Annotated in this window: 16 protein-coding genes; 13 read left to right on the top strand and 3 right to left on the bottom strand. The window is 67.5% G+C overall.

All coding sequences use genetic code 11. The features are described from left to right. The first annotated feature begins 1 nt into the window (after position 1). A complete protein-coding gene (gene ffh / locus B5F79_RS06050; RefSeq protein WP_087218840.1) occupies positions 2-1,408 on the top strand; it encodes a signal recognition particle protein in 1,407 nt (468 codons plus the stop codon). A gap of 228 nt (positions 1,409-1,636) precedes the next feature. Here ffh and B5F79_RS06045 read toward each other — a convergent pair whose 3' ends face one another. Then, on the bottom strand, positions 1,637-3,532 hold the full coding sequence (locus B5F79_RS06045) for a L,D-transpeptidase family protein (RefSeq protein ID WP_143786255.1): 1,896 nt from the start codon (positions 3,530-3,532) through the stop codon (positions 1,637-1,639). A gap of 111 nt (positions 3,533-3,643) precedes the next feature. Between B5F79_RS06045 and B5F79_RS06040 the strand changes: the two genes are divergently transcribed. Then, entirely contained in the window at positions 3,644-4,465 is an 822-nt protein-coding gene (locus B5F79_RS06040) for a TrmH family RNA methyltransferase (protein ID WP_206391053.1), read from the top strand. 412 nt (positions 4,466-4,877) lie between these two features. On the opposite strand, the gene ftsH is transcribed toward B5F79_RS06040, so the two are convergent. Further along, the gene (ftsH, locus tag B5F79_RS06035; protein ID WP_206391051.1) at positions 4,878-6,779 is read right to left on the bottom strand and encodes an ATP-dependent zinc metalloprotease FtsH; all 1,902 of its coding nucleotides are present in this window, start codon (positions 6,777-6,779) and stop codon (positions 4,878-4,880) included. A 503-nt stretch (positions 6,780-7,282) separates the two neighbouring features. Here ftsH and ileS point away from each other — a divergent pair. From ileS to B5F79_RS06005, 6 genes are all read left to right on the top strand, one after another. Further along, positions 7,283-10,060 carry an isoleucine--tRNA ligase gene (gene ileS / locus B5F79_RS06030; RefSeq protein ID WP_241147266.1) on the top strand — a complete coding sequence of 926 codons (2,778 nt, stop codon included), beginning with the start codon at positions 7,283-7,285 and terminating at the stop codon, positions 10,058-10,060. A 3-nt stretch (positions 10,061-10,063) separates the two neighbouring features. Next, positions 10,064-10,573: a signal peptidase II gene (gene lspA, locus B5F79_RS06025; RefSeq protein ID WP_087218831.1), complete on the top strand. Its 510-nt coding sequence runs from the start codon at positions 10,064-10,066 to the stop codon at positions 10,571-10,573. Positions 10,574-10,576: 3 nt separating this feature from the next. Next, the gene (locus B5F79_RS06020) at positions 10,577-11,599 is read left to right on the top strand and encodes an RluA family pseudouridine synthase (RefSeq protein ID WP_087218828.1); all 1,023 of its coding nucleotides are present in this window, start codon (positions 10,577-10,579) and stop codon (positions 11,597-11,599) included. Between the two features lie 22 nt (positions 11,600-11,621). Next, positions 11,622-12,911, top strand: coding sequence for a glycosyltransferase family 2 protein (locus B5F79_RS06015; RefSeq protein ID WP_087219062.1), 1,290 nt, complete (start codon positions 11,622-11,624; stop codon positions 12,909-12,911). Positions 12,912-13,102: 191 nt separating this feature from the next. Further along, a complete protein-coding gene (locus tag B5F79_RS06010; RefSeq protein WP_158094851.1) occupies positions 13,103-14,710 on the top strand; it encodes an ATP-binding cassette domain-containing protein in 1,608 nt (535 codons plus the stop codon). 65 nt (positions 14,711-14,775) lie between these two features. After that, on the top strand, positions 14,776-16,368 hold the full coding sequence (locus B5F79_RS06005) for an ATP-binding cassette domain-containing protein (RefSeq protein ID WP_087218821.1): 1,593 nt from the start codon (positions 14,776-14,778) through the stop codon (positions 16,366-16,368). A 109-nt stretch (positions 16,369-16,477) separates the two neighbouring features. Here B5F79_RS06005 and B5F79_RS06000 read toward each other — a convergent pair whose 3' ends face one another. Further along, entirely contained in the window at positions 16,478-17,305 is an 828-nt protein-coding gene (locus tag B5F79_RS06000; protein WP_087218818.1) for a helix-turn-helix domain-containing protein, read from the bottom strand. Positions 17,306-17,481: 176 nt separating this feature from the next. On the opposite strand from B5F79_RS06000, the gene B5F79_RS05995 reads away from it, so the two are divergent. From B5F79_RS05995 to B5F79_RS05975, 5 genes are all read left to right on the top strand, one after another. Beyond that, entirely contained in the window at positions 17,482-18,993 is a 1,512-nt protein-coding gene (locus B5F79_RS05995) for an IMP dehydrogenase (protein WP_087218815.1), read from the top strand. 164 nt (positions 18,994-19,157) lie between these two features. Then, the gene (gene leuS / locus B5F79_RS05990; protein WP_087218812.1) at positions 19,158-21,719 is read left to right on the top strand and encodes a leucine--tRNA ligase; all 2,562 of its coding nucleotides are present in this window, start codon (positions 19,158-19,160) and stop codon (positions 21,717-21,719) included. Between the two features lie 366 nt (positions 21,720-22,085). Beyond that, on the top strand, positions 22,086-22,592 hold the full coding sequence (locus tag B5F79_RS05985) for a ribosome maturation factor RimP (RefSeq protein ID WP_087218809.1): 507 nt from the start codon (positions 22,086-22,088) through the stop codon (positions 22,590-22,592). 12 nt (positions 22,593-22,604) lie between these two features. Further along, complete coding sequence (gene nusA / locus B5F79_RS05980) at positions 22,605-23,849, top strand: transcription termination factor NusA (RefSeq protein ID WP_087218806.1); 1,245 nt, start codon at positions 22,605-22,607, stop codon at positions 23,847-23,849. Positions 23,850-23,912: 63 nt separating this feature from the next. Then, a partial coding sequence (locus B5F79_RS05975; protein ID WP_206391048.1) for a translation initiation factor IF-2 N-terminal domain-containing protein occupies positions 23,913-24,508 on the top strand: 596 nt, incomplete at its 3' end.

Here is a 24,508-nt window from a genome sequence, read left to right as displayed (position 1 = left end):
CATGGCAGTATTCAGCTCGCTCTCCGACCGCCTCCAGGACACCTTCGACAAGCTGCGCGGCAAGGGCCGCCTCACCGAGGACGACATCAACGTCGCCATGCGCGAGATCCGCATGGCCCTTCTCGAGGCTGACGTCAACTATCGCGTGGTCAAGAGCTTCGTCGGTCGCTGCAAGGAGAAGTGCCTCGAGTCGGACGTCCTGGACTCGCTCACGCCCGCGCAGAACGTCGTGCGCATCGTACTCGACGAGCTCACCGTGCTGCTGGGCTCCACCGACTCCAAGCTCACGCTCGCCCAGAACCGCACGCCCAACGTGATCATGCTCGTGGGCCTGCAGGGCTCGGGCAAGACCACCGCGGCGGCCAAGCTCGCCTACCTCCTCAAGAGCCAGGGCCACAGCCCGCTGCTCGCCGCGTGCGACACGCACCGCCCGGCGGCCGCCGACCAGCTCGCCACCCTCGGCGGCGAGATCGGCGTCTCGGTCTTCCGCGGGGACGGCAAAGACGCCGTGGCCGTGGCCGAGGGCGCCATCCGCGAGGCCGTTGACCACCTCAACGACATCGTGATCGTGGACACCGCCGGCCGCCTGCAGATCGACGAGGAGATGATGCAGGAGGCCGTGGCCATCAAGCAGGCCGTGCGCCCGGACCAGATCCTCATGGTCGTGGACGCCATGACGGGCCAGGACATCGTGAACGTGGTCACGGAGTTCGCCAACCGCGTGGACTTCGACGGCGTGATCATGTCCAAGCTCGACGGCGACGCGCGCGGCGGCGGCGCGCTCTCCGTGCGCGAGGTCACCGGCAAGCCCATCAAGTTCGTCTCCATGGGCGAGAAGCCCGACTCGCTGGAGGTCTTCCACCCCGACCGGATGGCCAAGCGCATCCTGGGCATGGGCGACGTGGTGGGCATCATCGAGCAGGCCCAGAAGATGGCAGACGAGCAGCAGCTCGAGGACGCCGAGCGCATGCTGCGCGAGGGCTTCACGATGGACGACCTGCTCAAGCAGATGCAGCAGATTCGCAAGATGGGCGGCCTCGCCAAGATCGTGGGCATGATCCCGGGCATGGACCGCGCGCTCGCCCAGGCTCCGCAGGCAGTCGACGACTCCCAGATGACCCGCATCGAGGCCATCATCCACTCCATGACGCGTGAGGAGCGCGCGAGGCCCAAGATCATCAACGGGCAGCGCCGCAAGCGCATCGCCGCGGGCTCCGGCCGCAGCGTCCAGGAGGTCAACCAGCTCATCAAGCAGTGGTCCGAGATGAACAAGATGATGAGCAAGATGAAGGCCATGGCCGCGCAGGCAGGCGCCGGCAAGAAGGGCCGCCGTGCCATGCAGCAGATGATGCGCGAGATGGGCAACATGGGAGGCATGGGTGGCCCCGGCGGGAAGCTGCCGTTCTAGGGGAGCGTTCTTCTCGACCGCCCTTCTCGCTTCTTCGTTCTCAGTCTTGGGCGCGGCCGGACGTTTCTTCACGTGAAACCGTCCGGCCGCGCCCAAACTCTGTCGGGCCGGCACTCGTCTGGGGCCCGCCCGGACGAAACGGGACGCAGGATCGTCCGCACGTGCCCAAGAGAGGAGGCCCCGCCTGCGTATGCCGGCGGGGCCTCCGAGCGCGCGGTTCTTCTCGCCCTAGTAGTGCACCACCACGCAGTCTCCCACGCGGGTGAGCTCGTAGAGCTCGGCGGCCTTGCCAGCGGGCAGGTTGACGCAGCCGTGGCTGCCGTTGCCCTGGTAGATGGTGCCGCCAAAGTAGTAGCGCCAGTCGGCGTCGTGCAGGGCCACGAGGTTGCCCACGAAGGGGATCCAGTAGGTGACGTAGCTCTCGTAGTCGGGCTCGCCGTCTCCGTTGTAGTCCAGGCCCTTGAGCGTCTGGTTCATGCCCTTGTTGGCGTTGATGGGGTTGACGCCGGTGGGGGTGTCGTAGCCCTGGGTGGGGTCGCCCGTCACGCAGTCGGACTCCCAGATGAGCGCGCCGGAGTCGTCGTACATGCGCACGTGCTGCTCGGAGATGTCGATGTCGATGTAGCGGTTGCCCCAGTCGCGGCCGTTGGCGTCTGCCACGACGCCCGAGCTCTGGCGCAGCGGAATCTCGAGCGCCTGAGCGGACCCGCCCCTGATCGCGTCGAGAAGGACCGTGGTGGTCTCGGCCTCGTTGGTGATGATGCCCCACGTGCCGCCAGAGACCGTGATCTGCTTGCCGTCGGGGCGCGTGTAGGAGCGCTCCTTGCCGGCGGTGTCGAGCGCGCCAACGTTGGCGGTGACCCACTCGCTCACGGCCGTCTCGTCCAGTGTGACGGAGAGGTCGTCCCCAAAGCGGACCCAGCTGGCGATGAGGTCTGCGGGGATGTCGAGCACCTGGGTCCCGTTGAGGGAGAGCGTGGTGCCGGCGGCGCCCAGGAGCGCGTTGGCGGCGTTGAGGGTCTCCGTGAGCGAGGTGGCGTCCTCGAGGCAGTCGTCGCCGATGGTCACCTCGGTCTCCCCGGCGAGCACCGCCTGCTTCATGACCTCGATCACGGCGTCAGCGTTGAGGTGCTTTGCGGTGGCGCGCTCGTCCAGCACGAAGGCACCCTGCTCGGCGCTGTAGAGGATGCCGTGGTTCTCCAGCTCGGAGGTGTCCTGCGTCACCGCCTCGACCGCCGGCGTTACGATGGCGGCGAGCTTGGCCTCGTCGAAGGAGGAGCTCTCCTCGGCGGTGAGGTCCTTGGGGCTCATGAGGTCGAGCGGCCAGTTCCAGGCGCTCAGGCCCTCGGTGGCCTCCTCGACGTAGGCGTTTCCGTCGCAGGTGAGGCCAAGGTCCGCGGCACTCACCGTGAGGTCGAGGCCGTTGCCGGAGGCGTGGAGGGTGTAGCCGTCGAGAGACGAGCTCTTGCGCGCCGCCACGTCCTCATAGGTCTGCATCGAGACGTCCTCGCCGTTGAGCGTGGTCCCCGGGAGGAACTTGCCGTCAAAGTAGTCCGCGCCGGCGACGTAGCCGGCCCCCGCGAGCACGAGCACGCCGGCGGGGATGAGCCACAGCAGCTTGCGGCTGCGGCGGGGCCGGGGACTCTCGTCGTCGGGGCCGCCGACGGGGGAGTCGTCTGCCGCGGCGGGCTCGGGGGAGGTGATGACCTCGGTCACGGCCACGTGGGGAGTCGTGAGGTCCTGGGCGTCGTCGAGGGCGGAGTCCGAGTTCTCCCCGATGTTGAGGATGGGGTCGCCGTCCTCGGGGCTGGGGAGAAACGCGGTCCTCGCGGCGCTGAGCGTCTTGATCGCCTGGGGCGCGTCGGGAAGCCCGGAGAGGTCCGAGATCTCGGGGACGGAGGCGAGCTCGCGTGTCGCGGGCGTGACGGGAGGCTCGACGGCGGTGTCCTCGGCGGCCGCCGGCTCGGCGGCCGACGCCTCCTCGGGCGCGCCGTCCTTCTCCGCGTCCTTCTCGGCCTCGTCGACCGCCGGGGCGACGTCCTCCTTCGGGGTCGCCGCAGCGGCCGCAGCCGGGGTCTCCTGCGGAAGTTCCACGGAGGGGTCCTTCTTCATATGTTTGGGCATGATTACCTCTTTGAGAATCGAATCCGACACCGCGTGGGTGTGCGTGAGCTATCGTAACCTAGGATTGCCCGCGCGGGGCCATCATTTGCACTCTGCATCGAAGGAGGAAACATGGCCGTGCCCGTTCGTCTCGATGATCTGGGGGACCCTCGGCTCGACGCCTATGCGCGGCTGACCGAGCACCAGCTCAGAAGCCTCGTCGAGGAGGAGCGCGCCATGCTGGTGGCGGAGACTCGACTTGTGGTTGAGGCTGCGCTCGACGCTCGCGTGGAACCGCTCTCCTTCCTCGTTGACGAGCGCCACCTCGAGTCCGTCCGGGACCTCCTCGGGCGCACGGGAGACGACGTCCCCGCCTTCGTGCTCCCTCACGACCAGATGGAGCGCCTCACCGGCTACCGCGTCACGCGCGGCCTCCTCTGCGCCATGCGTCGCCCGAGACCGCGGTCGGTGGAGGAGGTGCTCGAGGGGGCGCGCTACGTCGCGGTGATCGAGGACCTCGTGGACGTGACCAACGTGGGCGCGCTCTTCCGGAGCGCGGCGGCTCTGGGGGCAGACGGCGTCATCCTCTCGCCCCGCTGCGCCGACCCCTATGTGCGTCGCGCGGTGCGCACCTCCATGGGCACCGTCTTCAGCGTCCCCTGGGCGCGTGCCAAGAAGGACGACTGGCCCGAGGCGACCATCGGCGCCCTTCGCGAGCGGGGGTTCTCGGTCCTCGCGCTCGCCCTCGAGCCGGATGCGGTTCCGCTTGACGACCCCTCCCTCAAGGAGGGCTCCGGCCGCCGCGCGCTGCTCTTTGGCAGCGAGGGCTACGGGCTCTCGCGGCGAGCCCTTGATGCCTGCGACCGCAGCGTCATCATCCCCATGGCCCACGGCGTCGACTCTCTCAACGTTGCGGCCAGCTCCGCCGTGGCCTTCTGGCAGCTCTTCCGGTAGGGGGCTTGCCGGCGAGCGGCCTTGTTGTCGGGGGGCTGGCTTCCCCGTTGCGGTTATCGGGTCCGGGGCACGATCCCGGGGCGCTGCGTTGTGAAGATCGGGGCTGGGGCACGCGCATTGGGCGTGACGCCTCCCGGCTGGCAACCGGCCCTTTCCCAAGCGTTAATGAATTAACGTACAGTTGGCCTAGGCGAGAAGAACCGCCGCCAGAGTTGTGACCCAGCCCCAAATTACGCGACCCCTTGCTCCAGCGGCGTGCCCCAGCCCCAAAATCCGTAGCGTGCGACGATGCCCCGCCCACCATCGCGAGGGGTGACGCTGTCTCGACACGACGGACGCCCCGCCCTCGTGCGACTTCTGCGAAGCAGTGAGCACTGAGGGCGGGGCGTCCGAGCGTCGGGTCTCTGTGAGGCTACTCCGTCGGCGTGGGCATCTTGGGGGCGAAGCCGTCGTCACGGGTGAGGATGTTCATGAACTCGTCACCCGTGATGGTCTCCTTCTTCTGGAGATAGTGCGCGATCTCGTGCAGCTTGAAGCGGTTTTCGCGCAGGGTGCGCAGCGCGGTCTGGTGGCCCTCCTCAACGAGGCGCTGCACCTCGGCGTCGATCTCCTGGGCGGTCCCCTCGGAGCAGGTGAGCTGCTGCCCGCCGCCGAGGTAGCGGCTCGCGGGCTGGCCGAGCTGCACCATGCCAAAGCGGTCCGACATGCCGTACTGCGTCACCATGGCGCGCGCGAGCTGCGTGGCCTTCTCGATGTCGTTGGAGGCGCCGGTTGTCATCTCGTTGAAGATGAGCTCCTCGGCCGCGCGGCCGCCGCAGAGGACGGCGATCTTGTCCTTTGCCTCCTGGCGCGTGGTGAGGAAGTGCTCGTCCTCCTCGACCTGCATCGTGAAGCCGAGCGCGCCCGAGGTGCGCGGCACGATGGTGATCTTGGAGACGGGTGCGGAGCCCTTCTGCATGGCCGCCACGATGGCGTGGCCGGTCTCGTGGTAGGAGACGACCTCCTTCTCGTGCTGGGAGAGGACGGTGGACTTCTTCTTCTCGCCGGCGATGACCACGTCCACGGACTCGAGCAGGTCCTCCTGCGTCACGCGCTTGCGCCCCAGGCGCACCGCGCGCAGCGCCGCCTCGTTGATGATGTTGGCGAGGTCCGCGCCGGAGGCGCCGGGCGTGGAGCGCGCGACCACGCCGAGGTCGATGCCGGGCTCCATCTTCACGTCGTTGGCGTGAATCTGAAGAATGGCCTCGCGGCCCGCGAGGTCCGGCAGCTCTACCGGGATGCGGCGGTCAAAGCGGCCCGGGCGCAGGAGCGCCTGGTCGAGGGTCTCGGGCCGGTTGGTGGCCGCCAGAACCACGATGCCCTTGTGGTTGTCGAAGCCGTCCATCTCGGAGAGGAGCTGGTTCAGGGTCTGCTCGCGCTCGTCGTTGGAGCTGAGGGAGGAGTCGCGGCGCTTTCCCACGGCGTCAATCTCGTCGATGAAGATGATGCAGGGGGCCTTCTCGTTGGCCTGCTTGAAGAGGTCGCGCACCTTGGCGGCGCCGCGTCCGACGAACATCTCGACAAAGGCCGAGCCCGCGATCTGGAAGAAGGTGACGCCCGCCTCGCCGGCGACGGCCTTGGCCAGCAGCGTCTTGCCAGTGCCCGGAGGGCCCACGAGCAGCGCGCCGCGGGGGCAGCGCGCGCCGATCTCGTTGTACTTCTCGGGGTTCTTGAGGAAGCTCACGATCTCCTGGAGCGACTCCTTGGCCTCGTCCTGACCGGCGACGTCCCTGAAGGTGACGCCCGTGTCCTCGCCCTTGATCTCCTTGGCGTTGGACTTGCCCAGACCGCCGCCCATGCCAAAGCCGCCCCCGCCGAAGTTCATCGAGGGGCCGTCGTCGCCCATGGCCTTCTTCATGCGGCGGTTGAGCCACCAGCCGATGCCCAGGAAGATGAGGATCGGCAGGCCGTAGGAGATGAGCATGTAGAGCCACAGGCTGCTCGAGGTGTCGGGGATGTTGGCGTCTGCGTCCACGCCGTGCTCGTCGAGCCGGGTGATGAGCGTGTCGTCGTTGGGCCACATGGTGGTCTCGTAGATCTTCTCGCTCTCGCCCTCGCCGGTGGTGAAGGTGAGGGTGTTGTCCCCGGTGTTGAGGTCGACCTTCTCCACCTGGTTGGAGTCGACCATGTTGAGGAACTCTGTGTAGCTCACCTCCTGCACGGTGCGTGCCGTGAGGCTCGTGCCCAGCGCCTGGCTGATCGCGAGGTAGGCGATGAGCGCGATGAGGATGTAGAGCAGCATCGAGCGCCGACGCTTGTTCTCGTTCATGTCCATCGTGTGTATTGCCCTTCGTGCTCGGTGACGTATGGCTTTTCTGATACCCACATCATCCGCCAAGTTTCACCCGAACGGGACGGTAACCGCAAGAAACCCCTACTTCGGCGCCCATCCGGCGCCCTCGGCGTGCTACTATGCCTACCTGAGGCGTTGACGGGGAGAGTACCCGGGGGCGCGCGGCCAAGAGAGAGCGGGGACGGTGGGAGCCCGCGGTCGCGTCCCGGCGAAGATCACCCCCGAGCCGCGGCCCGAAAGCGCGAGCGAGTAGGCGTCGCCGGAGTGGCCGCCGAGACAGGCCAGCCGAGTAAGGCGGATATCCGCTCGCTGGGTGGTTCACAAGCGAAGTCGCGTGGCGCGCTTCGTCCCAGCAGGAGGGACGGGCGCGTTTTTTCGTGTCCGAGGAGGTTGACAAAGGGACTGTCCCCTTGTCAAGTGAGGAGGAGAGCGTGGCGAAGAACGAGTACAAGAAGACGACCAACCTGCCGAGCACGGGCTTTCCCATGCGCGCCAGCCTGGCCCAGAACGAGCCCAAGCGCCTGGCCATGTGGGAGGAGAACCACGTCTACGAGCAGATGATCGCCAAGAACGAGGGGCACGAGAAGTTCGTCCTGCACGACGGCCCCCCGTATGCCAACGGCCCCATCCACCTCGGCCACGCGCAGAACAAGATCTCCAAGGACATCATCAACCGCTACTGGTCCATGCGCGGCTACCAGACGCCGTACGTGCCCGGCTGGGACTGCCACGGCCAGCCCATCGAGCACAAGGTGGAGACCATGCTCGGCACGGAGAAGTTCAACCAGCTTCCCACCGAGAAGATCCGCGAGCTCTGCCGCACCCTCGCCGTCGAGCAGGTGGACACCCAGCGCCAGGGCTTCAAGCGCCTGGGCGTCCTGGGCGAGTGGGACAACCCCTACCTCACCTACGTCAACGACTACGACGCCACGGACGTCGAGATCTTCAAGGCCATCTTCGACGCCGGCGCCATCGTGCAGGGCTCCAAGCCCGTGCACTGGTGCTCGCACTGCCACACGGCGCTCGCCGAGGCGGAGATCGAGTACGGCGACGAGGTCAGCCCCGCCATCTTCGTGCGCTTTGAGATGACCACGGTGCCGGGGGGACTGGAGGCGTGGGCCGGCAAGCTCTTCGTGGACATCTGGACCACCACGCCCTGGACGCTTCCCGCGGACGACGCCGTCATCCTTCACCCCGAGGCCACCTACGTGGCGCTCGAGCACGACGGCCGCGCAGAGATCGTGGCTGAGGCGCTCGCGGCGCGCTGCTGCGAGAAGTTCGGCTACGGCGAGCCCGTGCTCGTGCGCGGCGAGGACGGCGAGCCGTGGCGCGCCACGGGCGAGGCTCTCGCGCACAACCGCTACAAGCAGCCCATCTTTGCCGACCAGGGCGAGACCGGCGAGTTCATCTTCGCCGACTACGTCACCCTGGACGACGGCACCGGCATCGTCCACTGCGCGCCCGGCCACGGCGTCGACGACTACCTCGCCGGCCAGAAGTTCGGCATCCCCACGGTCATGCCGGTGGACGACGACGGCCGCTTCTTCGTTGGCGACACGATGGGCACGGGCGGCCCGTGGTCCGGCATGGAGGTCAACGAGGCCAACCCCAAGATCATCGAGTGGCTGCGCGAGCGCGGCACGCTGATCCTGCACGAGGACATCAACCACAGCTACCCGCACTGCTGGCGCTGCAAGGAGCCCGTCATCTTCCGCGCCACGAGCCAGTGGTTCGTCTCCATGGACAAGCCGCTCGCGGGCGGCCGCAGCCTCCGCGAGCAGGCGCTCGAGGAGCTCTCCAAGGTCGCCTTCTACCCCAGCCACGCCATCAAGCGCATCGGCTCCATGGTGGAGGGGCGCCCGGACTGGTGCATCAGCCGCCAGCGCAACTGGGGCGTGCCCATCCCGGCCTTCACCTGCCAGGACTGCGGCGAGACCGTCATGAACGACGACACCCTCGACGCCGTGATCAAGCTCTTCCGCGAGAAGGGCTCCGACTGCTGGTTCACGGACGACCCGGCGAGCTACCTCGGTGACGCCTGCGTCTGCCCCAAGTGCGGCGGTCACCACCTCAAGGCCAACTCCGACATCCTGGACGTGTGGTGGGACTCCGGCGTCTCCCACACCGCCGTCTGCCGTCACCGCGACAACCTCAAGTTCCCGGCGGACATGTACCTCGAGGGCTCCGACCAGCACCGCGGCTGGTTCATGAGCTCGCTCATGACCTCGGTGGGCGCCTACGGCGTTGCCCCGTACAAGTCCGTGGTCTCCCAGGGCTTCACGCTTGACGGTCAGGGTCGCAAGATGTCCAAGTCCCTCGGCAACGTCATCGACCCCAACGCCGAGTGCGACACCCGCGGTGCCGACATCCTTCGCCTGTGGGTGACCTCCGTCGACACCTCCACGGACATCCCCTGCGACGACGCGATCCTCGACCACGTGGGCGAGGCGTACCGCCGCTTCCGCAACACGCTGCGCTTCCTGCTGGGCGAGATCGAGGGCCAGTTTGACCCGGCCACCGACGCCGTGCCCGTGGACGAGCTCATGCCCTACGACAAGCTCACCCTTGCGCGCCTCTGCCAGGTGCACGACCAGGTGAGCGCCGCCTACGAGTCCTACCGCTTCAACGTGGTCTACCGCACGCTCTACGACTACGTGATCACCGAGCTCTCCAACGGCTACCTCAACGCCACCAAGGACCGCGTCTACTGCGGCGAGAAGAACGGCTTCGAGCGCCGCTCCGCGCTCACCGTCTGGGCGCAGATCCTCTCCATGCTCGTGCACGACCTGCAGCCCATCCTCGTCTACACCACCGACGAGGCCATGAGCTACCTCCCGGCGTCCCTGCGCGACGGCCAGCAGTTCGCCGCCCTTCTCGACTGGTACCAGGCGCCCTGGACCGCCGAGGAGTACGAGCGCTACCTGCCCGCCTACGACGCGGTGGTCGAGGCCCGCGCGGCCTTCACCAAGGCCTACGAGACCGCCATCGCCGACGGCACGCTCTCCGAGAAGACCCCGCAGGCCGCCCGCGCCACGCTCGCCGCGCCCGCCGAGGCCTACGAGCTCCTCGCCGGCGAGCTTGGCTGCGACCTCGCCGAGCCCTTCGTGTGCTCCGAGGTCGAGGTCGTCCCCGGTGACGAGCTGGCGTGCTCCGTGGAGCCCGCCCGCGGAGAGAAGTGCCCGCGCTGCTGGAACTTCCGCGAGCTGGGCGAGGACGGCCTCTGCCCGCGCTGCCACGACGCCGTGGCCGCGCTGGGGGAGTAGCTCTTGTCGGCCTCTCGCGACTCTGCGTCCGGCGCGCGCAGGCTCGCCCTGTTCTGCCTGGTGGCGGGGGCTGTCGTTGCCCTCGACCAGGCGAGCAAGGCGGCTGCGCGCGCCGCTCTCGTGCCCGGTGAGCCCGTCACGCTGATCCCGGGCGTGATGGACCTCAGCCTCGTGTACAACACTGGGGCCGCCTTCTCCCTGGGGGAGGGGGCGGGTCCCCTCTTTGTGCTCGTGGCGGCTGCGATCACGTGCCTCGGCCTGTGGGTCGCGTGGCGCCGCACGGACGTTCCGCTGCCGCTTGCGCTCGTGCTCGCCTCGGTGGCGGGCGGGGGCATCGGCAACGCGATCGACCGCGTGGCCCTGGGCGCCGTCACTGACTTCTTCAAGACCACGTTCATGGACTTTGCCATCTTCAACGTGGCGGACATCTTCGTGACCTGCGGCGTCCTGGTTGCGCTCGCGCTCTTCTGGCGCTGGGACAGCGCCCGCGAGCGCGCCGAGGCGGGGGAGTGACCCATGCCTCAGCGCATCGTCAACCTGCTCGTGGGGCCGGAGTCGGACGGCATGCGGCTGGACGCGTTTCTTGGCAACGGCGAGGGCATGCCCAGTCGCTCGGCCTGCGCGCGCCTGGTGGAGGAGGGCGGCGTCACCATCAACGAGACGCCTGCCACGAGCAAGTCCGAGAAGGTCCTTCTCGGCGACCGCGTCCGCGCTACCATGGACGAGCCCGAGCCCGCGGGCGGGCCGCTCGCGCCCAACCCCTACATCCCGCTCGACATCCGGTTCGAGGACGAGTACCTCATCGTCCTCTCAAAGCAGGCGGGCCTCGTCTGCCACCCGAGTCCCGGCCACGTGGACGACACGCTGGCCAACGCCCTCGTGGCGCACTGCGGCTACGACCACCTGGGCATGCTCCAGGGCGAGGAGCGTCCCGGGATCGTGCACCGCCTGGACATGGACACCACGGGGCTCATGCTCGCCGCAAAGGACGACGACACGCAGAAGGCGCTCCAGGACCTCATTCGCCTGCGCGTGCTCGACCGGCGCTACGTCACGCTGGTCCACGGCTACGTGGCGCACGACGAGGGAACCATCGAGACCGGCATCGCGCGCTCCACGCGCGACCGGATTCGCATGGCGGTCTCCGACGCGCCCGGCGCCCGCGAGGCCATCACCACCTTCCGCGTGCTGGAGCGCTACGAGGCCGGCCGGCGAGACGAGGGCTACACCCTCATGGAGTGCCACCTCTACACCGGGCGCACGCACCAGATTCGCGTGCACATGCGCCACATCGGGCACGCCCTGGTGGGCGACCCCCTCTACGGGCGCGGCGACGACCGGCTGAACCTTGGGCTCAGGCGCCAGTTCCTGCACTCGTGGCACGTGCGCTTTGACCATCCCGTGACGGGTGAGGCCATCGAGGTCGCCGACCGCCTGCCGGACGACCTTCTCGCTATACTGGAGGCACTGAAAGATCGCTCCATGGGACGCACCGCGGCGGGGGAGGAGATCTGTCCCGCGCTCGGCGTCACGGAGTAGGACCCGAGGGATTGTGGGCACGATGGAGTTCAACAGGCTCGGCCTCACGCCGATCGTCATCTTCAACCTGATCATCTGGCTCTTCTTCACGCTCGCGTACTTCTATCAGATCGTGTACATCCTCCGCGTGATGCTCAAGGGCACCGTTCGCCTGCCGGAGGCAAAGAAGCAGCACCGCTACGCCTTCTTCATCTCCGCGCACAACGAGGAGCTCGTCATCGGCGAGCTCGTGCGCTCCATCCTCAACCAGGACTACCCGCGCGAGCTCATGGACGTCTTCGTGGTCTGTGACGCCTGCACGGACAACACGCACGCCGTGGCCGAGGAGGCCGGCGCCATCGTCTGGGACAGAAACGACCTCGCGCGCCGCGGCAAGAGCTGGGCGCTCGACTACGGCTTCGACCGCATCCTCAACGAGTACGGCGACAAGTACGAGGCGTTCGTCGTCTTTGACGCGGACAACCTCGTCTCGCGCGACTACATCAAGGTCATGAACCAGGCCTTCGACGCGGGATACCTCGTCTGCACCGGCTACCGCAACTCCAAGAACTTCGACTCCAGCTGGATCAGCGCCGCCTACGCCCTCTGGTTCATGCGCGAGGCGAAGTTCCTCAACAACGCTCGCATGATGGTGGGCACGAGCTGCGCGATCTCCGGTTCCGGCTGGATGGTCTCCGAGCGCATCGTGCGCGGAATGCACGGCTGGGACTTCCACACCCTGACCGAGGACATCCAGTTCTCCACGTTCTGCTGCGCCAACAACGTGCAGATCGGCTACGCGCCCGCCGAGTTCTTTGACGAGCAGCCCGTGACGCTCAAGGCGTCCTGGACGCAGCGCATGCGCTGGACCAAGGGCTTCTACCAGGTGTTCTTCAGCTATGGACGCGACCTTGTGAAGGGCATTTCCAAGGGTCGCTTTGCGAGCTACGACATGCTCATGACCGTCGCGCCCGGCATGATCTTGACCCTGCTCTCCTTCTTCGTGAACGCCACCTACCTCATCGTGGGGTCGCTCTCCCACGGCTTCATCGCCACCCAGGGCGAGCTCGACATGTGCGTGGGTTCGCTCATCATGACCTTTGCCTCGATGTACATCGTCTTCTTCATCCTGGCGGTCATCACCACCATCTCGGAGCGCAGCCACATCCACGCCAAGAAGAAGTGGCGCGTCTTCACCAACCTCTTCACGTTCCCGCTCTTCATGATGACCTATATCCCCATCACGGTCGTCGCCCTCTTCAAGAAGGTCGAGTGGGTCCCGACCAAGCATGACATCGTCGTCAACGTCGACGACGTCGTCGGCGGCGCGTAGCCCTCGCGCACCCGAATGCCTATTTCAGGCACGTCCCGTTTTGTGCAGGCAGAAGATCCGGCGCACTCTCGCTCAGGGGGTGCGCCGGATTTTCGGATGTCACGTGACGCGGCTTCGGACGCGACGATACCCTGAGCTGCGACGTTCTTCTCGTCCCTACGATGGTCTCAGCATCGTGGAAGGAGAAGAACATGAAGAGAAGGACCTCTGCCAGGAAGGCCTACTCGCTCTTCAGGCCGAGCGCACGCAATCTCGTGCTGGCGCTCGACGTGGCATCGGGGACCGTGCTCTCGGCAGGTGCGGCGTACCTGATGGGCACTATCGTGGACGGATTGGCTTCGGGCGGGCTCGCGCCCGGTGAGATGGCGGCGCGGCTGGCGGCGTTTCTCGGCGTGTCGCTCGCGGCTGCGCTCGCGAAGTTCGCCCTCGACGACTGGCTCCCGCTCAGGGCCAACCTCCGCGCCGAGGTGGATGCCTCCGACATGGCTATAGACCAGCTGCTGGCCATGCCGCAGCGCTCCTTCGAGCGCCATGACGCCGGACACTACCTCAACGTGGTGAACAGCGCGGCGTTTGGCTACGGCTCGATGTCGGTCTACCTGAACGTGAACGTCGTGGGGTGCTCGATTGCGGTCGTGGCGCTGCTGGGTTGCGCCGCGGCGATTGACGTCCTTCTTGTCCCGGTCTTTCTCTGCGGGCTGATCGTGTACTTTGCGGTCAACTGGGTCCCCATGCACTCCGCCGGGCGCCTGCTCATGAAGATGATGCCCGCGCGCGAGGCGTGGCAGGAGGAGGTCCGTCGGCTCGTTGAGGAGAAGCGCGTCGCCATCGCTGGGGGAGCGGAAGGGTTCTACCTGCGGCGATTTGAGGAGCGCACGAACGCGTTCCGCGCCTTTCTCCGTCGGCACCGCCTCGCCGACGCGACGCAGGCGACGCTTCCCGCAGCCGTCTCTCCTGCGCTCCAGGTTGCGGCGCTTGCCGCGTGCGTGGCGCTCATGGTGGCGGGCAGCATGACGCTCGGGTCCGTCGTTGCGGCGTGGCAGCTCTTCTCGCTGCTGCAGTCGCCCATGGCGGACATCTGCTCGCTTGTGAGCTTCTACGTTTCCTGCCGGCCAAATCTCGTGCTGCTGCGCGACCACGCCGGAGAGGCCGAGGAGCCTTCCGGGTTCGAGGCGCTCGCAGCGGACGAGAAGGACCTGGTGGCGCGCGTGGATGGCACGCTCTGGGCCACGCCGGAGCGTGGCGAGGAGGGCAAGCGGCTCTGGACGGGTGAGTTCGAGGTGCGTCCCGGCGAGCTCGTGGTGGTGAGGGGTGCCAACGGATCGGGGAAGTCCCGTCTGCTCGACCTCGTCCGCGGGCTGTCCGACCCCGCGGACCTCGACGGGGCGGCGGCGCTCTCGAGCGATGCCCTCCACGCGGCCTACCTCACGTATCCGGTGCCCGTGGTGCCCGGCACGCTCGAGGACAACCTCCTTGGCGCCGCGGCGGACCCAGAGGTCGCGCGCCTGCTCGACCTGGGGGACCTTCCGGAGCGCGCCATCACCGACCAGCCGCTCAACCTCTCGCTCGGCGAGCGCCAGAAGCTGGGGCTGCTGCGCGCGCTGTCGCGCCCGGAGCCGATCGTGCTGCTGGACGAGCCGCTTGCCAACCTCGACGTGGCGACGTCAGCGAGGATCTGTGCCTACCTTGTCGGCCTGCGCGGTCGTCGCACCGTCGTGGCCATCATGCACTCGGACGACCTCGACGCCGCGGCGGACCGTATCTACGCGATTCGCAACGGCCGCCTAACGCGTCTGTAAATTGGGGACAGTCCCCAATTTACAGATTCATCCCTAGGGCGCGAGCGCGCCGGATTGGTGAAACCATGATCAAGAAGAGTGAATATCCGCTCGTTGACGCGAGCGTTAGCAATGTCGCAAAGGCCATAGGTGCCGCGGCGTCCACGATGCTCGCTGCGGCAACGAGCATCGTCGTGGGTCGCGTCGTCGACCAGCTTTCGAGCGGGGTGTCGTACCTCGGGGCTCCACTCGCCGTCGCCCTCATCCTTGCGCTGGCGTCCGCTGCCGCTGCGGTTCTCCTCGGTGAGTGGATGCCCGCGTGTCTGGAGGTGCGCTGCTTCCTTGACGGTGCCGAGACATGTGCCAAGGACATCCTCGCCGCTCCGCAGCGCGCCTTCGCGCGGCACGAGAAAGGCCACTTCGTGAACGTTCTCATGAATTCGACCGACATCTATGGCACGATCTCTGCCTGCGCGAACGTGCGCATCCCGGGCGCGGTGCTGTCGCTTCTGGGCATCGTTGCCATTGCGGCGCTGATCGATCCGCTGATGTCTGTGCTGGTAGTCATCTACGCCCCCGTCTTCTGGCTCGCGCTGCGGCTCCCGTCGCGGGCGCTTGCCGAGCTCCAGCGCGACGTCCTTCCCGTGCAGGACGCCTGGCTCGGCGAGTCCAAGCGCATCGTCGAGAACAAGCGCTCCGTCAACGCGGACGGCGCCGAGGGGTATTTCTCGGCGCGTTATCGCGGGCGCTCCGAGGCGTTCCTGCGAACGGTGATGCGTTATCGCTTCCTCGAGCTGCTCATCTCCAGCCTTCCCGCGCTGCTCTCCTGCGTGCTCGCGGCGGCGATGATGGGGGTCGCAGCGTGGCGCTGCCTGACGGTCGGGGCGGGCGTGGGCCAGGTGCTCGTGGCGTACTCGCTCGCGCAGCTCGTGCAAGCGCCGCTCACTGCCATCGCGCAGCGCGTGGCGCAGGTGCGCGGCAACCTGCCGCACGTCGAGCGCCTGCGCGAGGTGGCCGCAGCAGCGGCGGAGCCCTCCGGCTTCGAGACGCTTGCGGCGAACCAGGGCGGCACGCCCGTGGCGCGCGTCGACGGCACGCTCTGGGCGACGCCCGAGCGCGGTGCGGGGGGAAAGCGCCTCTTTGCGGGTGAGTTCGAGGTGCATCCCGGCGAGCTCGTGGTGGTGAGGGGTGCCAACGGATCGGGCAAGTCCCGTCTGCTGGACTTCCTGCGCGGGCTCTCCGACCCGACCGACCTCGACGGCGAGGCGGCGCTCGCGCCCGAGCTCCTTGATGCTGCCTACCTCACTTATCCCGTTCCCGTGTTTGCGGGGGACCTTCCGTACAACCTCCTTGGTGGCGCTGCGGACCCGAAGGTCGCGGAGGTGCTCGACCTGGGGGACCTTCCGGAGCGCACCATCACGGACCAGCCGCTCAACCTCTCGCTCGGCGAGCGCCAGAAGCTGGGGCTGCTGCGCGCGCTGTCGCGCCCGGAGCCGATCGTGCTGCTGGACGAGCCGCTCGCCAACCTCGACGCGGCAACGTCAGCAAGGCTCTGCACGTACCTTGCGGACCTGCGCGGTCGACGCACCGTCGTGGCCATCATGCACTCGGACGACCTCGACGCCGCGGCGGACGCAATCTACGAGGTCCGTGACGGCAGCCTAGCGCGCGTCAAGTAGGGGCGGTCTCCTGCCATCTCCGGAAAATAGCTCGCATTGGGTTCCTGAAAGAATTGTCGCAACAGGGGAAACGCGGCAAGCGCTCGCTTCTTCAGGTTCCCAATGCGAACTAATTTCCGGCGCCCGCCCGCCACTCGGCCGGTCCGCACCCAAACTGCGCCCGGAAAGCGCGGTAAAAGTTGCTCGTCCCCGAGTAGCCCACCTGGCGGGCCACCTCGCGCACCGGCAGCCGCGTCGCGCGCAGCAGCATCGCGGCGCGGTCCATGCGGTGCCTGGTCACGAGCTCGGTGAACGTCATGCCGCAGCGCTCGTGGATGAGCTCCGAGAGGTAGGTCGTGCTGTAGGAGTAGCGCCGCGCCAGCCCGGAGAGGCTAGCGGACTCAGGGCGCGCGGCGATGTCCTGCAAGATCACGGCGAGAACCTCGTCAGCCCCCTTGGGCCCCTCCTCGGGGACGACGGGGGAGACCAGGGCAACGATGGCGACGCCCAGCGCCTCCACCACCTGCTCCCAGCCGTCGCGCCGCTCCACGTAGGCCACCGCCGCGGCGGCAAAGAGGTCGACCATGAGCTCCTTGTTGGGGTCGGGAGCGTTGACGCGGCGCACGGCGTGCCTCTTCGTGGCAGTGGTCGTGAGCATGCGAAAGAGCGGTGAGTCCTCATCCGCGATGGGCGTAAGGCTCTGCACGAAGCACTCAGTAATAAAGTACAGCGCCAGAAACACCTTTCGATCGGCGTCCGGGCGCGCGGCGTCTCCGCAAAGCCCGCCGAGCGGCGCCGTCATCGAGATGATGTCGTAGTCACCGGGGTTGCGCGGCAGCTTGCCCTCTTCGTCCTCGAACCAGGCCAGCATGAGGACGTTTCGTCCGGGCCGCGGCTCGCGTCGCGCCGTCTCGTCAATGATCTGCCGCACTGCCGCGGCAACGCGTCCGCTCTCCATGGGAACCCCCCTCTCGACCCGTCAAGTATACGAGGACGCGTCCTTCTCGGCGTGTCCTTATCGTGAGCAGGTAGTTCTCGGCAAACGGTGGCTGAAAAACCCGTGAGCGGATGCTACAATGACTCAAATTTCGTTACGGGGTTGTTTCCGCCGCGGGCGGGGAGAGGAGCCAGCACATGGCCACGTTCTTCGAGGGGGAGTCCCACACCTTTTCCGAGTACCTGCTCGTCCCCGGATACTCCTCGGCGGAGAACATTCCCGCCAACGTCTCGCTCAAGACGCCGCTCGTGAGGTTCCGTCGCGGCGAGGAGCCCGCGCTCTCCCTCAACATCCCCATGGTCTCGGCCATCATGCAGTCCGTCTCCGGCGTTGACATGGGCGTGGCGCTCGCCATCGAGGGCGGCCTCGCCTTCATCTACGGCAACCAGACGCCCGAGTCCGAGGCGGCCATGGTCAAGGCCGTGAAGGACCACAAGGCCGGCTTCGTGGAGTCCGACTCCACCCTCACGCCGGACATGACCATGGAGCAGGTCATGGAGCTCAAGGAGCGCACCGGCCACTCCACCATGCCCGTCACCGACGACGGCTCCTCCCGTGGCAAGCTCCTTGGCATCGTGACCAGCCGCGACTACCGCCCCAGCCGCGACGACCACCAGAAGAAGGTCCGCGACTTCATGACCCCGCGCGAGAAGCTCATCGTGGGGGACAAGGACATCACCCTCAAGAAGGCCAACGACGTCATCTGGGACAACAAGCTCAACGCCCTGCCCGTCGTGGACGAGAACGACCACCTGGTGGGCATCGTCTTCCGCAAGGACTACGACCAGCACAAGTCCAACCCCAACGAGCTCCTGGACGCCAACAAGCGCTACATGGTCGGCGCCGGCATCAACACCCGCGACTACGCCGAGCGCGTGCCGCTGCTCGTGGAGGCTGGCGCTGACGTCCTGTGCATCGACTCCTCGGAGGGCTTCTCCGAGTGGCAGAAGCGCACCCTCGAGTGGGTCCGCGCCAACTACGGCGACTCGGTCAAGGTGGGCGCCGGCAACGTCGTGGACGAGGACGGCTTCCGCTTCCTCGCGGACTGCGGCGCGGACTTCGTGAAGGTGGGCATCGGCGGCGGCTCGATCTGCATCACGCGCGAGACCAAGGGCATCGGCCGCGGCCAGGCCTCCGCGGTCATCGACGTCTGCCGCGCTCGCGACAAGTACTTCGAGGAGACCGGCATCTACGTTCCCGTCTGCTCCGACGGCGGCATCGTCTACGACTACCACATGACGCTCGCCCTTGCCATGGGCGCCGACTTCATGATGCTCGGTCGCTACTTCGCCCGCTTTGACGAGTCCCCCACGGAGCGCGTGAACGTCAACGGCCAGTACATGAAGGAGTACTGGGGCGAGGGCTCCGCGCGCGCCCGCAACTGGCAGCGCTACGACCAGGGCGGCGCCACCAAGCTCGGCTTCGTCGAGGGCGTCGACTCCTACGTGCCCTACGCCGGCTCCCTCAAGGAGGGCGTGGGCCAGACGATCTACAAGATCAAGTCCACGATGTGCAACTGCGGCGCGCTCACGATCAAGGAGCTCCAGGAGAAGGCGCGCCTCACGCTCGTGAGCTCGACCTCCATCGTTGAGGGCGGCGCGCACGACGTCGTGGTCAAGGACTCCCAGCACAGCGTGAGCTACCGCTAGTCTGGCGAGAAGAACGTGGCTTTGCGGCCGCCCCGGGGCATGCGCCTCGGGGCGGCCGCGCTTTTGGTCCCGTGCCGCGCACTTCTCGCAGGAACACCTCGGCGGCCATGCGAGTTGCTGCTACAATGGCACGGTTGACCATCGCACACAAAGGAGTCACGCAGATGAGCGACGCCGAGAAGAACTTCGAGGTCCCGGCCTACGACGCCGAGGCCATCGAGACCAAGTGGCAGGCGGCCTGGGAGGCCGACGAGCTCTACAAGACCGAGGAGGACCCGAGCAAGCCCAAGAAGTACGTGCTCGAGATGTTCCCGTACCCCTCGGGCGACCTGCACATGGGCCACGCGCGCAACTACACCATCGGCGACGCCATGGCCCGCCAGGCCCGCATGCGCGGCTTCGACGTGCTGCACCCCATGGGCTACGACGCCTTTGGCCTGCCCGCGGAGAACGCTGCCATCAAGCACAACACGCAGGCGAGCGTCTGGACGCACCAGAACATCGACCAGGCCACCAAGACCATGCGCCGCATGGGCTTCTCCTATGACTACGATCGCATGTTCAACACCTGCGACCCCGAGTACTACAAGTGGGGTCAGTGGATCTTTCTCAAGATGTGGGAGAAGGGCCTGGTCTACCGCGACACCTCTCCGGTGAACTGGTGCCCGGGCTGCCAGACCGTCCTCGCCAACGAGCAGGTCGTCGACGGCAAGTGCTGGCGCTGCGGCTCCATCCCCGAGAAGCGCCCGCTCTCCCAGTGGTACTTCAAGATCACCGACTACGCCCAGGAGCTCCTCGACGACCTCAAGCTCCTCGAGGGCAAGTGGCCCGAGCGCGTTCGCGCGATGCAGGCCAACTGGATCGGCCGCTCCGAGGGCGCCGAGATCGACTTCGCCCTGGCGGACGTCGACGGCGTCACGCCCACCGACACCAAGATCACCGTCTTCACCACGCGTCCCGACACGCTCTTTGGCGTGAGCTTCTTCCTGCTGCCGCCCGAGAGCCCACTCGCCGCCGAGCTCGTGGCCGGCACCGAGCACGAGGCCGCCTTCCTCGAGCTCAAGGCCGCCGCGGAGAAGGTCTCCTCGGTCGACCGCCAGGGATCCGAGCGCGAGAAGCACGGCGTCTTCACCGGTCGTTACGTCATTAACCCTGTGAACGGCCGCCCGGCGCCCATCTGGGTCGCCGACTACGTCCTCATGGACTACGGCACCGGCGCCGTCATGGGCGTTCCCTGCGGCGACCAGCGCGACTTCGACTTCGCCAAGAAGTACGGCCTCGAGATCGCCCCGATCATCTGCGAGAAGGACGACCCGCTGTACGATGAGCTCAAGGACGAGCGCGAGCTCCGCGTGACCTCCGTCGACTGGGACCACGCCATGGAGGCCGAGGGCTACCTCGTGCAGTCCGGCCGCTTCACCGGCATGAAGGGCGGCAAGCACTCCGAGGCCGTCGACGCCATCATCGAGTGGCTCGGGCAGGAGGGGCTCGGCCGCAAGACGGTGCAGTTCCGCCTGCGCGACTGGCTCATCAGCCGCCAGCGCTACTGGGGCAACCCCATCCCGATGATCCACTGCGACTGCTGCGGCGACGTCCCCGTGCCCTACGACCAGCTGCCCGTCACGCTGCCGGACAACCTGGACCTGGGTGCCGGCGAGACGCTCGCCGAGTATGCCCCCTTCTACGAGACCACGTGCCCCAAGTGTGGCAAGCCCGCCCGCCGCATCACGGACACGATGGACACCTTCACCTGCTCGAGCTGGTACTACCTGCGCTACTGCGACCCCCACAACGAGGAGCTGCCCTTCTCCAAGGAGGCCGTGGACCGCTGGATGCCGGTCGACAACTACATCGGCGGCATCGAGCACGCCATCCTGCACCTGCTCTACAGCCGCTTCTTCACCAAGGTCCTGCGCGACCTTGGCATGATCGACTGCGACGAGCCCTTCGACAACCTGCTCTGCCAGGGCATGGTCAAGGACGCCAACGGCGACACCATGTCCAAGTCCAAGGGCAACGTGGTGCCGCCTTCGAGCGTGATCGAGCCCTTCGGCGCGGACACGATGCGCCTGGCCATACTCTTCATCGCCCCGCCCGAGAAGGACTTCAACTGGGACGAGGAGGCCGTCGCCGGCGCCAACCGCTTCATCAAGCGAGCGTGGCGCGTGGTGTGGATGCTCTCCCAGGGTGCGGCCGCCGGCGCCGTGAGCGCGGGCACGCTCGACGCCGCGGGCAGGGAGCTCTGGCGCACCGTCAACGCGATGGGCCTCAAGTGCACGGCGGACTTCGATCGCGGTCAGTTCAACACCGCCATCTCCGCCGTCATGGAGATCACCAACGCCGCGTCCAAGTACGTGAACGACGTGGCCGTCGAGAAGCGCGACCCGGCGCTTTCCTTTGCCGTCGCGAACGCCATCGTGACCATGCTCGCCCCGATCTGCCCGCACTGGGCCGAGGAGCTCTGGCATGGCGCTTTGCACCAGGAGGGCTCCGTCTACAACGCCTCCTGGCCCGAGTTCGACGCCGAGGCCGCCAAGGCGGACGAGGTCGAGATCGCCGTTCAGATCAAGGGCAAGGTGCGCGGCCGCCTGACCGTTGCCGCGGACGCCTCCGACGACGAGATGGCCGAGGCCGCCAAGGCAGCCGTGGCCGAGCAGCTCGCAGGCAAGGACATCAAGAAGGTCATCGTTATCAAGGGCCGCCTGGTCAACATCGTGGCGGTGTAGGCCCTCGCGTCACCTGACGGACCCCGCCGACCTTCCTGCGAGAAGTGCGCTGCGCGGAACTTCTCTCCGGAAGGTCGAGGGCCGGCGCGTGTCGATCATTGCTCTTGGCCGCGAGGGGTGAGCTGACAGTTTGACCTGAGCAGTCTGTCAGCTGGGGGCCGCGTGGTCTGTGCGCCTTGGCTTGTTGCCACAGGACCTTCTCGCCTGGCCCGCTCGCCGAGCGCCCTTGTGGCGGTATCGTGGAGGCGAGGTTGACGCGCGGACCCAAACACCGTAAACTACCTGTGTATTCGAAGCTATAACCGTAGGAAGTGGGGTGGATCTTCTCGCCCCGCTTCCTTTCTGTATGAATCGACGGGAGGTCGCATGCCAAAGCCAGCCCTCGAGCAGGCCATCATCGACGCGCTCGAGCCCCGCGCCGCGGAGCGCGGAATCGACGTCGTCGACGTGGAGGTCGTCGGCGCGAGCAAGGCCCCGTGCGTCCGCGTGCGGATTGACCACGCGGACGAGGAGGCCCCAACCATCTCGCTCGACGAGGTGACCCAGGAGACCGAGTGGATCTCCGAGACGCTCGACGAGCTCGACCCCATTCCGTCGAGCTTCACGCTCGAGGTGTCCTCCCCGGGCATGTCCCGCCCGCTGCGCAAGGCGAGGGACTTCGAGCGCTTTGCGGGGCAGACCGTCTCCGCGAGCCTCGTCCCCGGCGAGGGGCGCCGTCGCTTCACGGGCACGCTCCTCGGCATCGAGGGTGGCATCGTCGCCCTCGAGTGCGACGGCGAGCGCGTGGAGCTCTCCCTCGACGACATCAGGAAGTGCACGATCAAGCCGGACTTCGGCGACGCCGCCAAGGGCGGGCGCGCCAAGAAGAACTAGGAAGGAACCGCCATGGCCTCTGAGATGATGGAAGCCCTCGAGCTCCTCTGCCAGGAGAAGCACATCGACCAGCTCTACCTGATCGACCGCCTGGAGCAGTCGCTCGCCAAGAGCTACACCGACGTCCTGCACCTGCCCTTCGGCGCGCGCGTGACGATCGACCGCCAGACCGGCCGCGTCTATGTCTACGAGCTCGTCCCCAGGGGCGAGGAGGACCCGGAGACCGGCGAGTACTCCGAGTTCGACGAGGTCGACGTCACCCCGCCCGGAACGAGCCGCATCGCCGCGCAGCACGCCAAGGCCGAGATCAAGGCCATCGTGCGCAACGCCGCCCGCCTGCAGATCTACGAGGAGTTCTCGCAGCGCGTGGGCGACATCATCACGGGCACCGTCCTCCAGACCACGCCTGACTTCACCATCATCAAGATCCGCGAGGGCGTCGAGGCGGAGCTCCCGCACTTCGACCAGCGCCGCTACCCCGAGGAGCGCAACGAGCGTCCCGCGGGCGAGCGCTACAGCCACAACCAGCGCCTGCGCGCCATCATCATCGACGTGCGCGACCCCAACTCCACGCAGCCCGTGGTCCGCGGCGAGCGCCAGCGCCCGCCCATCGTGGTCTCTCGCACGCACCCGGACCTGCTTCGCCGCCTCTTTGAGCTCGAGGTGCCCGAGGTCTACGACGGCGTCGTCGAGGTGAGGAGCGTCGCGCGCGAGCCCGGCATCCGCTCCAAGGTGGCCGTCTCTTCCAACGACTCCCGACTCGACCCGGTGGGCGCCTGCGTCGGCCCCAAGGGCAGCCGCGTGCGCACCGTCGTCTCCGAGCTGCGCGGCGAGCGCGTCGACGTGGTCCTCTGGAGCGACGACCCGGCGCGCCGCGTGGCCTCCGCACTCTCCCCGGCCCGCGTCTCCCGCGTGGTCATCGACGAGGAGAACAACTACGCCACCGTCATCGTGCCGGACGACCAGCTCTCCCTCGCCATCGGCAAGGAGGGCCAGAACGCCCGCCTCGCCGCGCGCCTCACGGGCCTGCACATCGACATCAAGAACGAGAGCCTCGCCGCGGGCGTGCTCCGCGACCTGCCGCGTGCCACGATCGAGGAGGACGAGGTCGAGGACGGCGAGTCCCACCGCTGCGAGTACGTGAGCGCCTCCGGCGTGCCCTGCCGCAACATGGCGCGCCCCGGGTCGCGCTACTGCGGCATCCACGAGGCCATGGCCGACGCCGAGGTCTCTGACGACCCCGACTCGCTCATCTAGCGAACACGTCGCATCCACGAGAGGCACGGGCAGCCGCCCGTTGGTTTTTGGAAGGTAGGTCACATGGCAAAGACGCGCGTACATGACCTCGCTAAGGAATACGGGATGTCGAGCAAGGAGATGCTCGGACACCTCCAGGACATGAAGATCCCCGCCAAGTCGGCGTCGTCGACCCTGGAGGACGCCTACGTCTCCATGGTCCGCAAGAAGCTCAAGCCCATCCTCGAGGCCCGTGCGGCGGAGATCGAGGCCGCCCGCAAGGCCGAGGAGGAGGCAAAGGCCGAGGAGGCCCGTGCCGCCGCCGCCCAGGCCGAGGCCGAGCGCATCGAGGCCGAGAAGCGCCGCGAGCGCGAGCGCGCCGAGGAGGAGCGCCGCCGCGCTGCCGCCGAGGCCGAGCGCAAGGCCAAGGAGGAGGCTAGGGCCGAGGCTGAGCGCAAGGCCCGCGAGGAGGCCGAGAAGAACCGCGTGCGCGACAACGCTCCCAAGAGCGTCCCGTCCTTCTCGTCCCTCCTGGACCAGATCGCGCAGCAGGAGCAGATCCTGAAGCAGCAGGCCGAGGAGGCCTCCCAGAAGAAGGCCGCCAGCCGCGAGCGCGGCCAGCGTCGCTCCGAGGGCTCCCACGCCCCCGCGCGCCGCGCCTCCGAGGCCCCGTCCCAGCC

Source organism: Olsenella sp. An285, from assembly GCF_002159625.1.
GTDB lineage: Bacteria > Actinomycetota > Coriobacteriia > Coriobacteriales > Atopobiaceae > Thermophilibacter > Thermophilibacter avicola.
Note: the sequence above shows the minus strand (reverse complement) of the source record. Positions and strands in the feature narration are given on the sequence as shown.

What these genes read in the sequence shown, in the direction of transcription:
- B5F79_RS06015 (WP_087219062.1), top strand. Translation starts at nt 11,622, where the DNA reads ATGGAGTTCAACAGGCTCGGCCTCACGCCGATCGTCATCTTCAACCTG.
- ffh (WP_087218840.1), top strand. Translation starts at nt 2, where the DNA reads ATGGCAGTATTCAGCTCGCTCTCCGACCGCCTCCAGGACACCTTCGAC.
- nusA (WP_087218806.1), top strand. Translation starts at nt 22,605, where the DNA reads ATGGCCTCTGAGATGATGGAAGCCCTCGAGCTCCTCTGCCAGGAGAAG.
- B5F79_RS06000 (WP_087218818.1), bottom strand. Translation starts at nt 17,305, where the DNA reads ATGGAGAGCGGACGCGTTGCCGCGGCAGTGCGGCAGATCATTGACGAG.
- ileS (WP_241147266.1), top strand. Translation starts at nt 7,283, where the DNA reads ATGCGCGCCAGCCTGGCCCAGAACGAGCCCAAGCGCCTGGCCATGTGG.
- B5F79_RS06045 (WP_143786255.1), bottom strand. Translation starts at nt 3,532, where the DNA reads ATGCCCAAACATATGAAGAAGGACCCCTCCGTGGAACTTCCGCAGGAG.
- ftsH (WP_206391051.1), bottom strand. Translation starts at nt 6,779, where the DNA reads ATGGACATGAACGAGAACAAGCGTCGGCGCTCGATGCTGCTCTACATC.
- leuS (WP_087218812.1), top strand. Translation starts at nt 19,158, where the DNA reads ATGAGCGACGCCGAGAAGAACTTCGAGGTCCCGGCCTACGACGCCGAG.
- B5F79_RS05985 (WP_087218809.1), top strand. Translation starts at nt 22,086, where the DNA reads ATGCCAAAGCCAGCCCTCGAGCAGGCCATCATCGACGCGCTCGAGCCC.
- B5F79_RS06040 (WP_206391053.1), top strand. Translation starts at nt 3,644, where the DNA reads ATGGCCGTGCCCGTTCGTCTCGATGATCTGGGGGACCCTCGGCTCGAC.
- B5F79_RS05995 (WP_087218815.1), top strand. Translation starts at nt 17,482, where the DNA reads ATGGCCACGTTCTTCGAGGGGGAGTCCCACACCTTTTCCGAGTACCTG.
- B5F79_RS06020 (WP_087218828.1), top strand. Translation starts at nt 10,577, where the DNA reads ATGCCTCAGCGCATCGTCAACCTGCTCGTGGGGCCGGAGTCGGACGGC.
- B5F79_RS06010 (WP_158094851.1), top strand. Translation starts at nt 13,103, where the DNA reads ATGAAGAGAAGGACCTCTGCCAGGAAGGCCTACTCGCTCTTCAGGCCG.
- B5F79_RS06005 (WP_087218821.1), top strand. Translation starts at nt 14,776, where the DNA reads ATGATCAAGAAGAGTGAATATCCGCTCGTTGACGCGAGCGTTAGCAAT.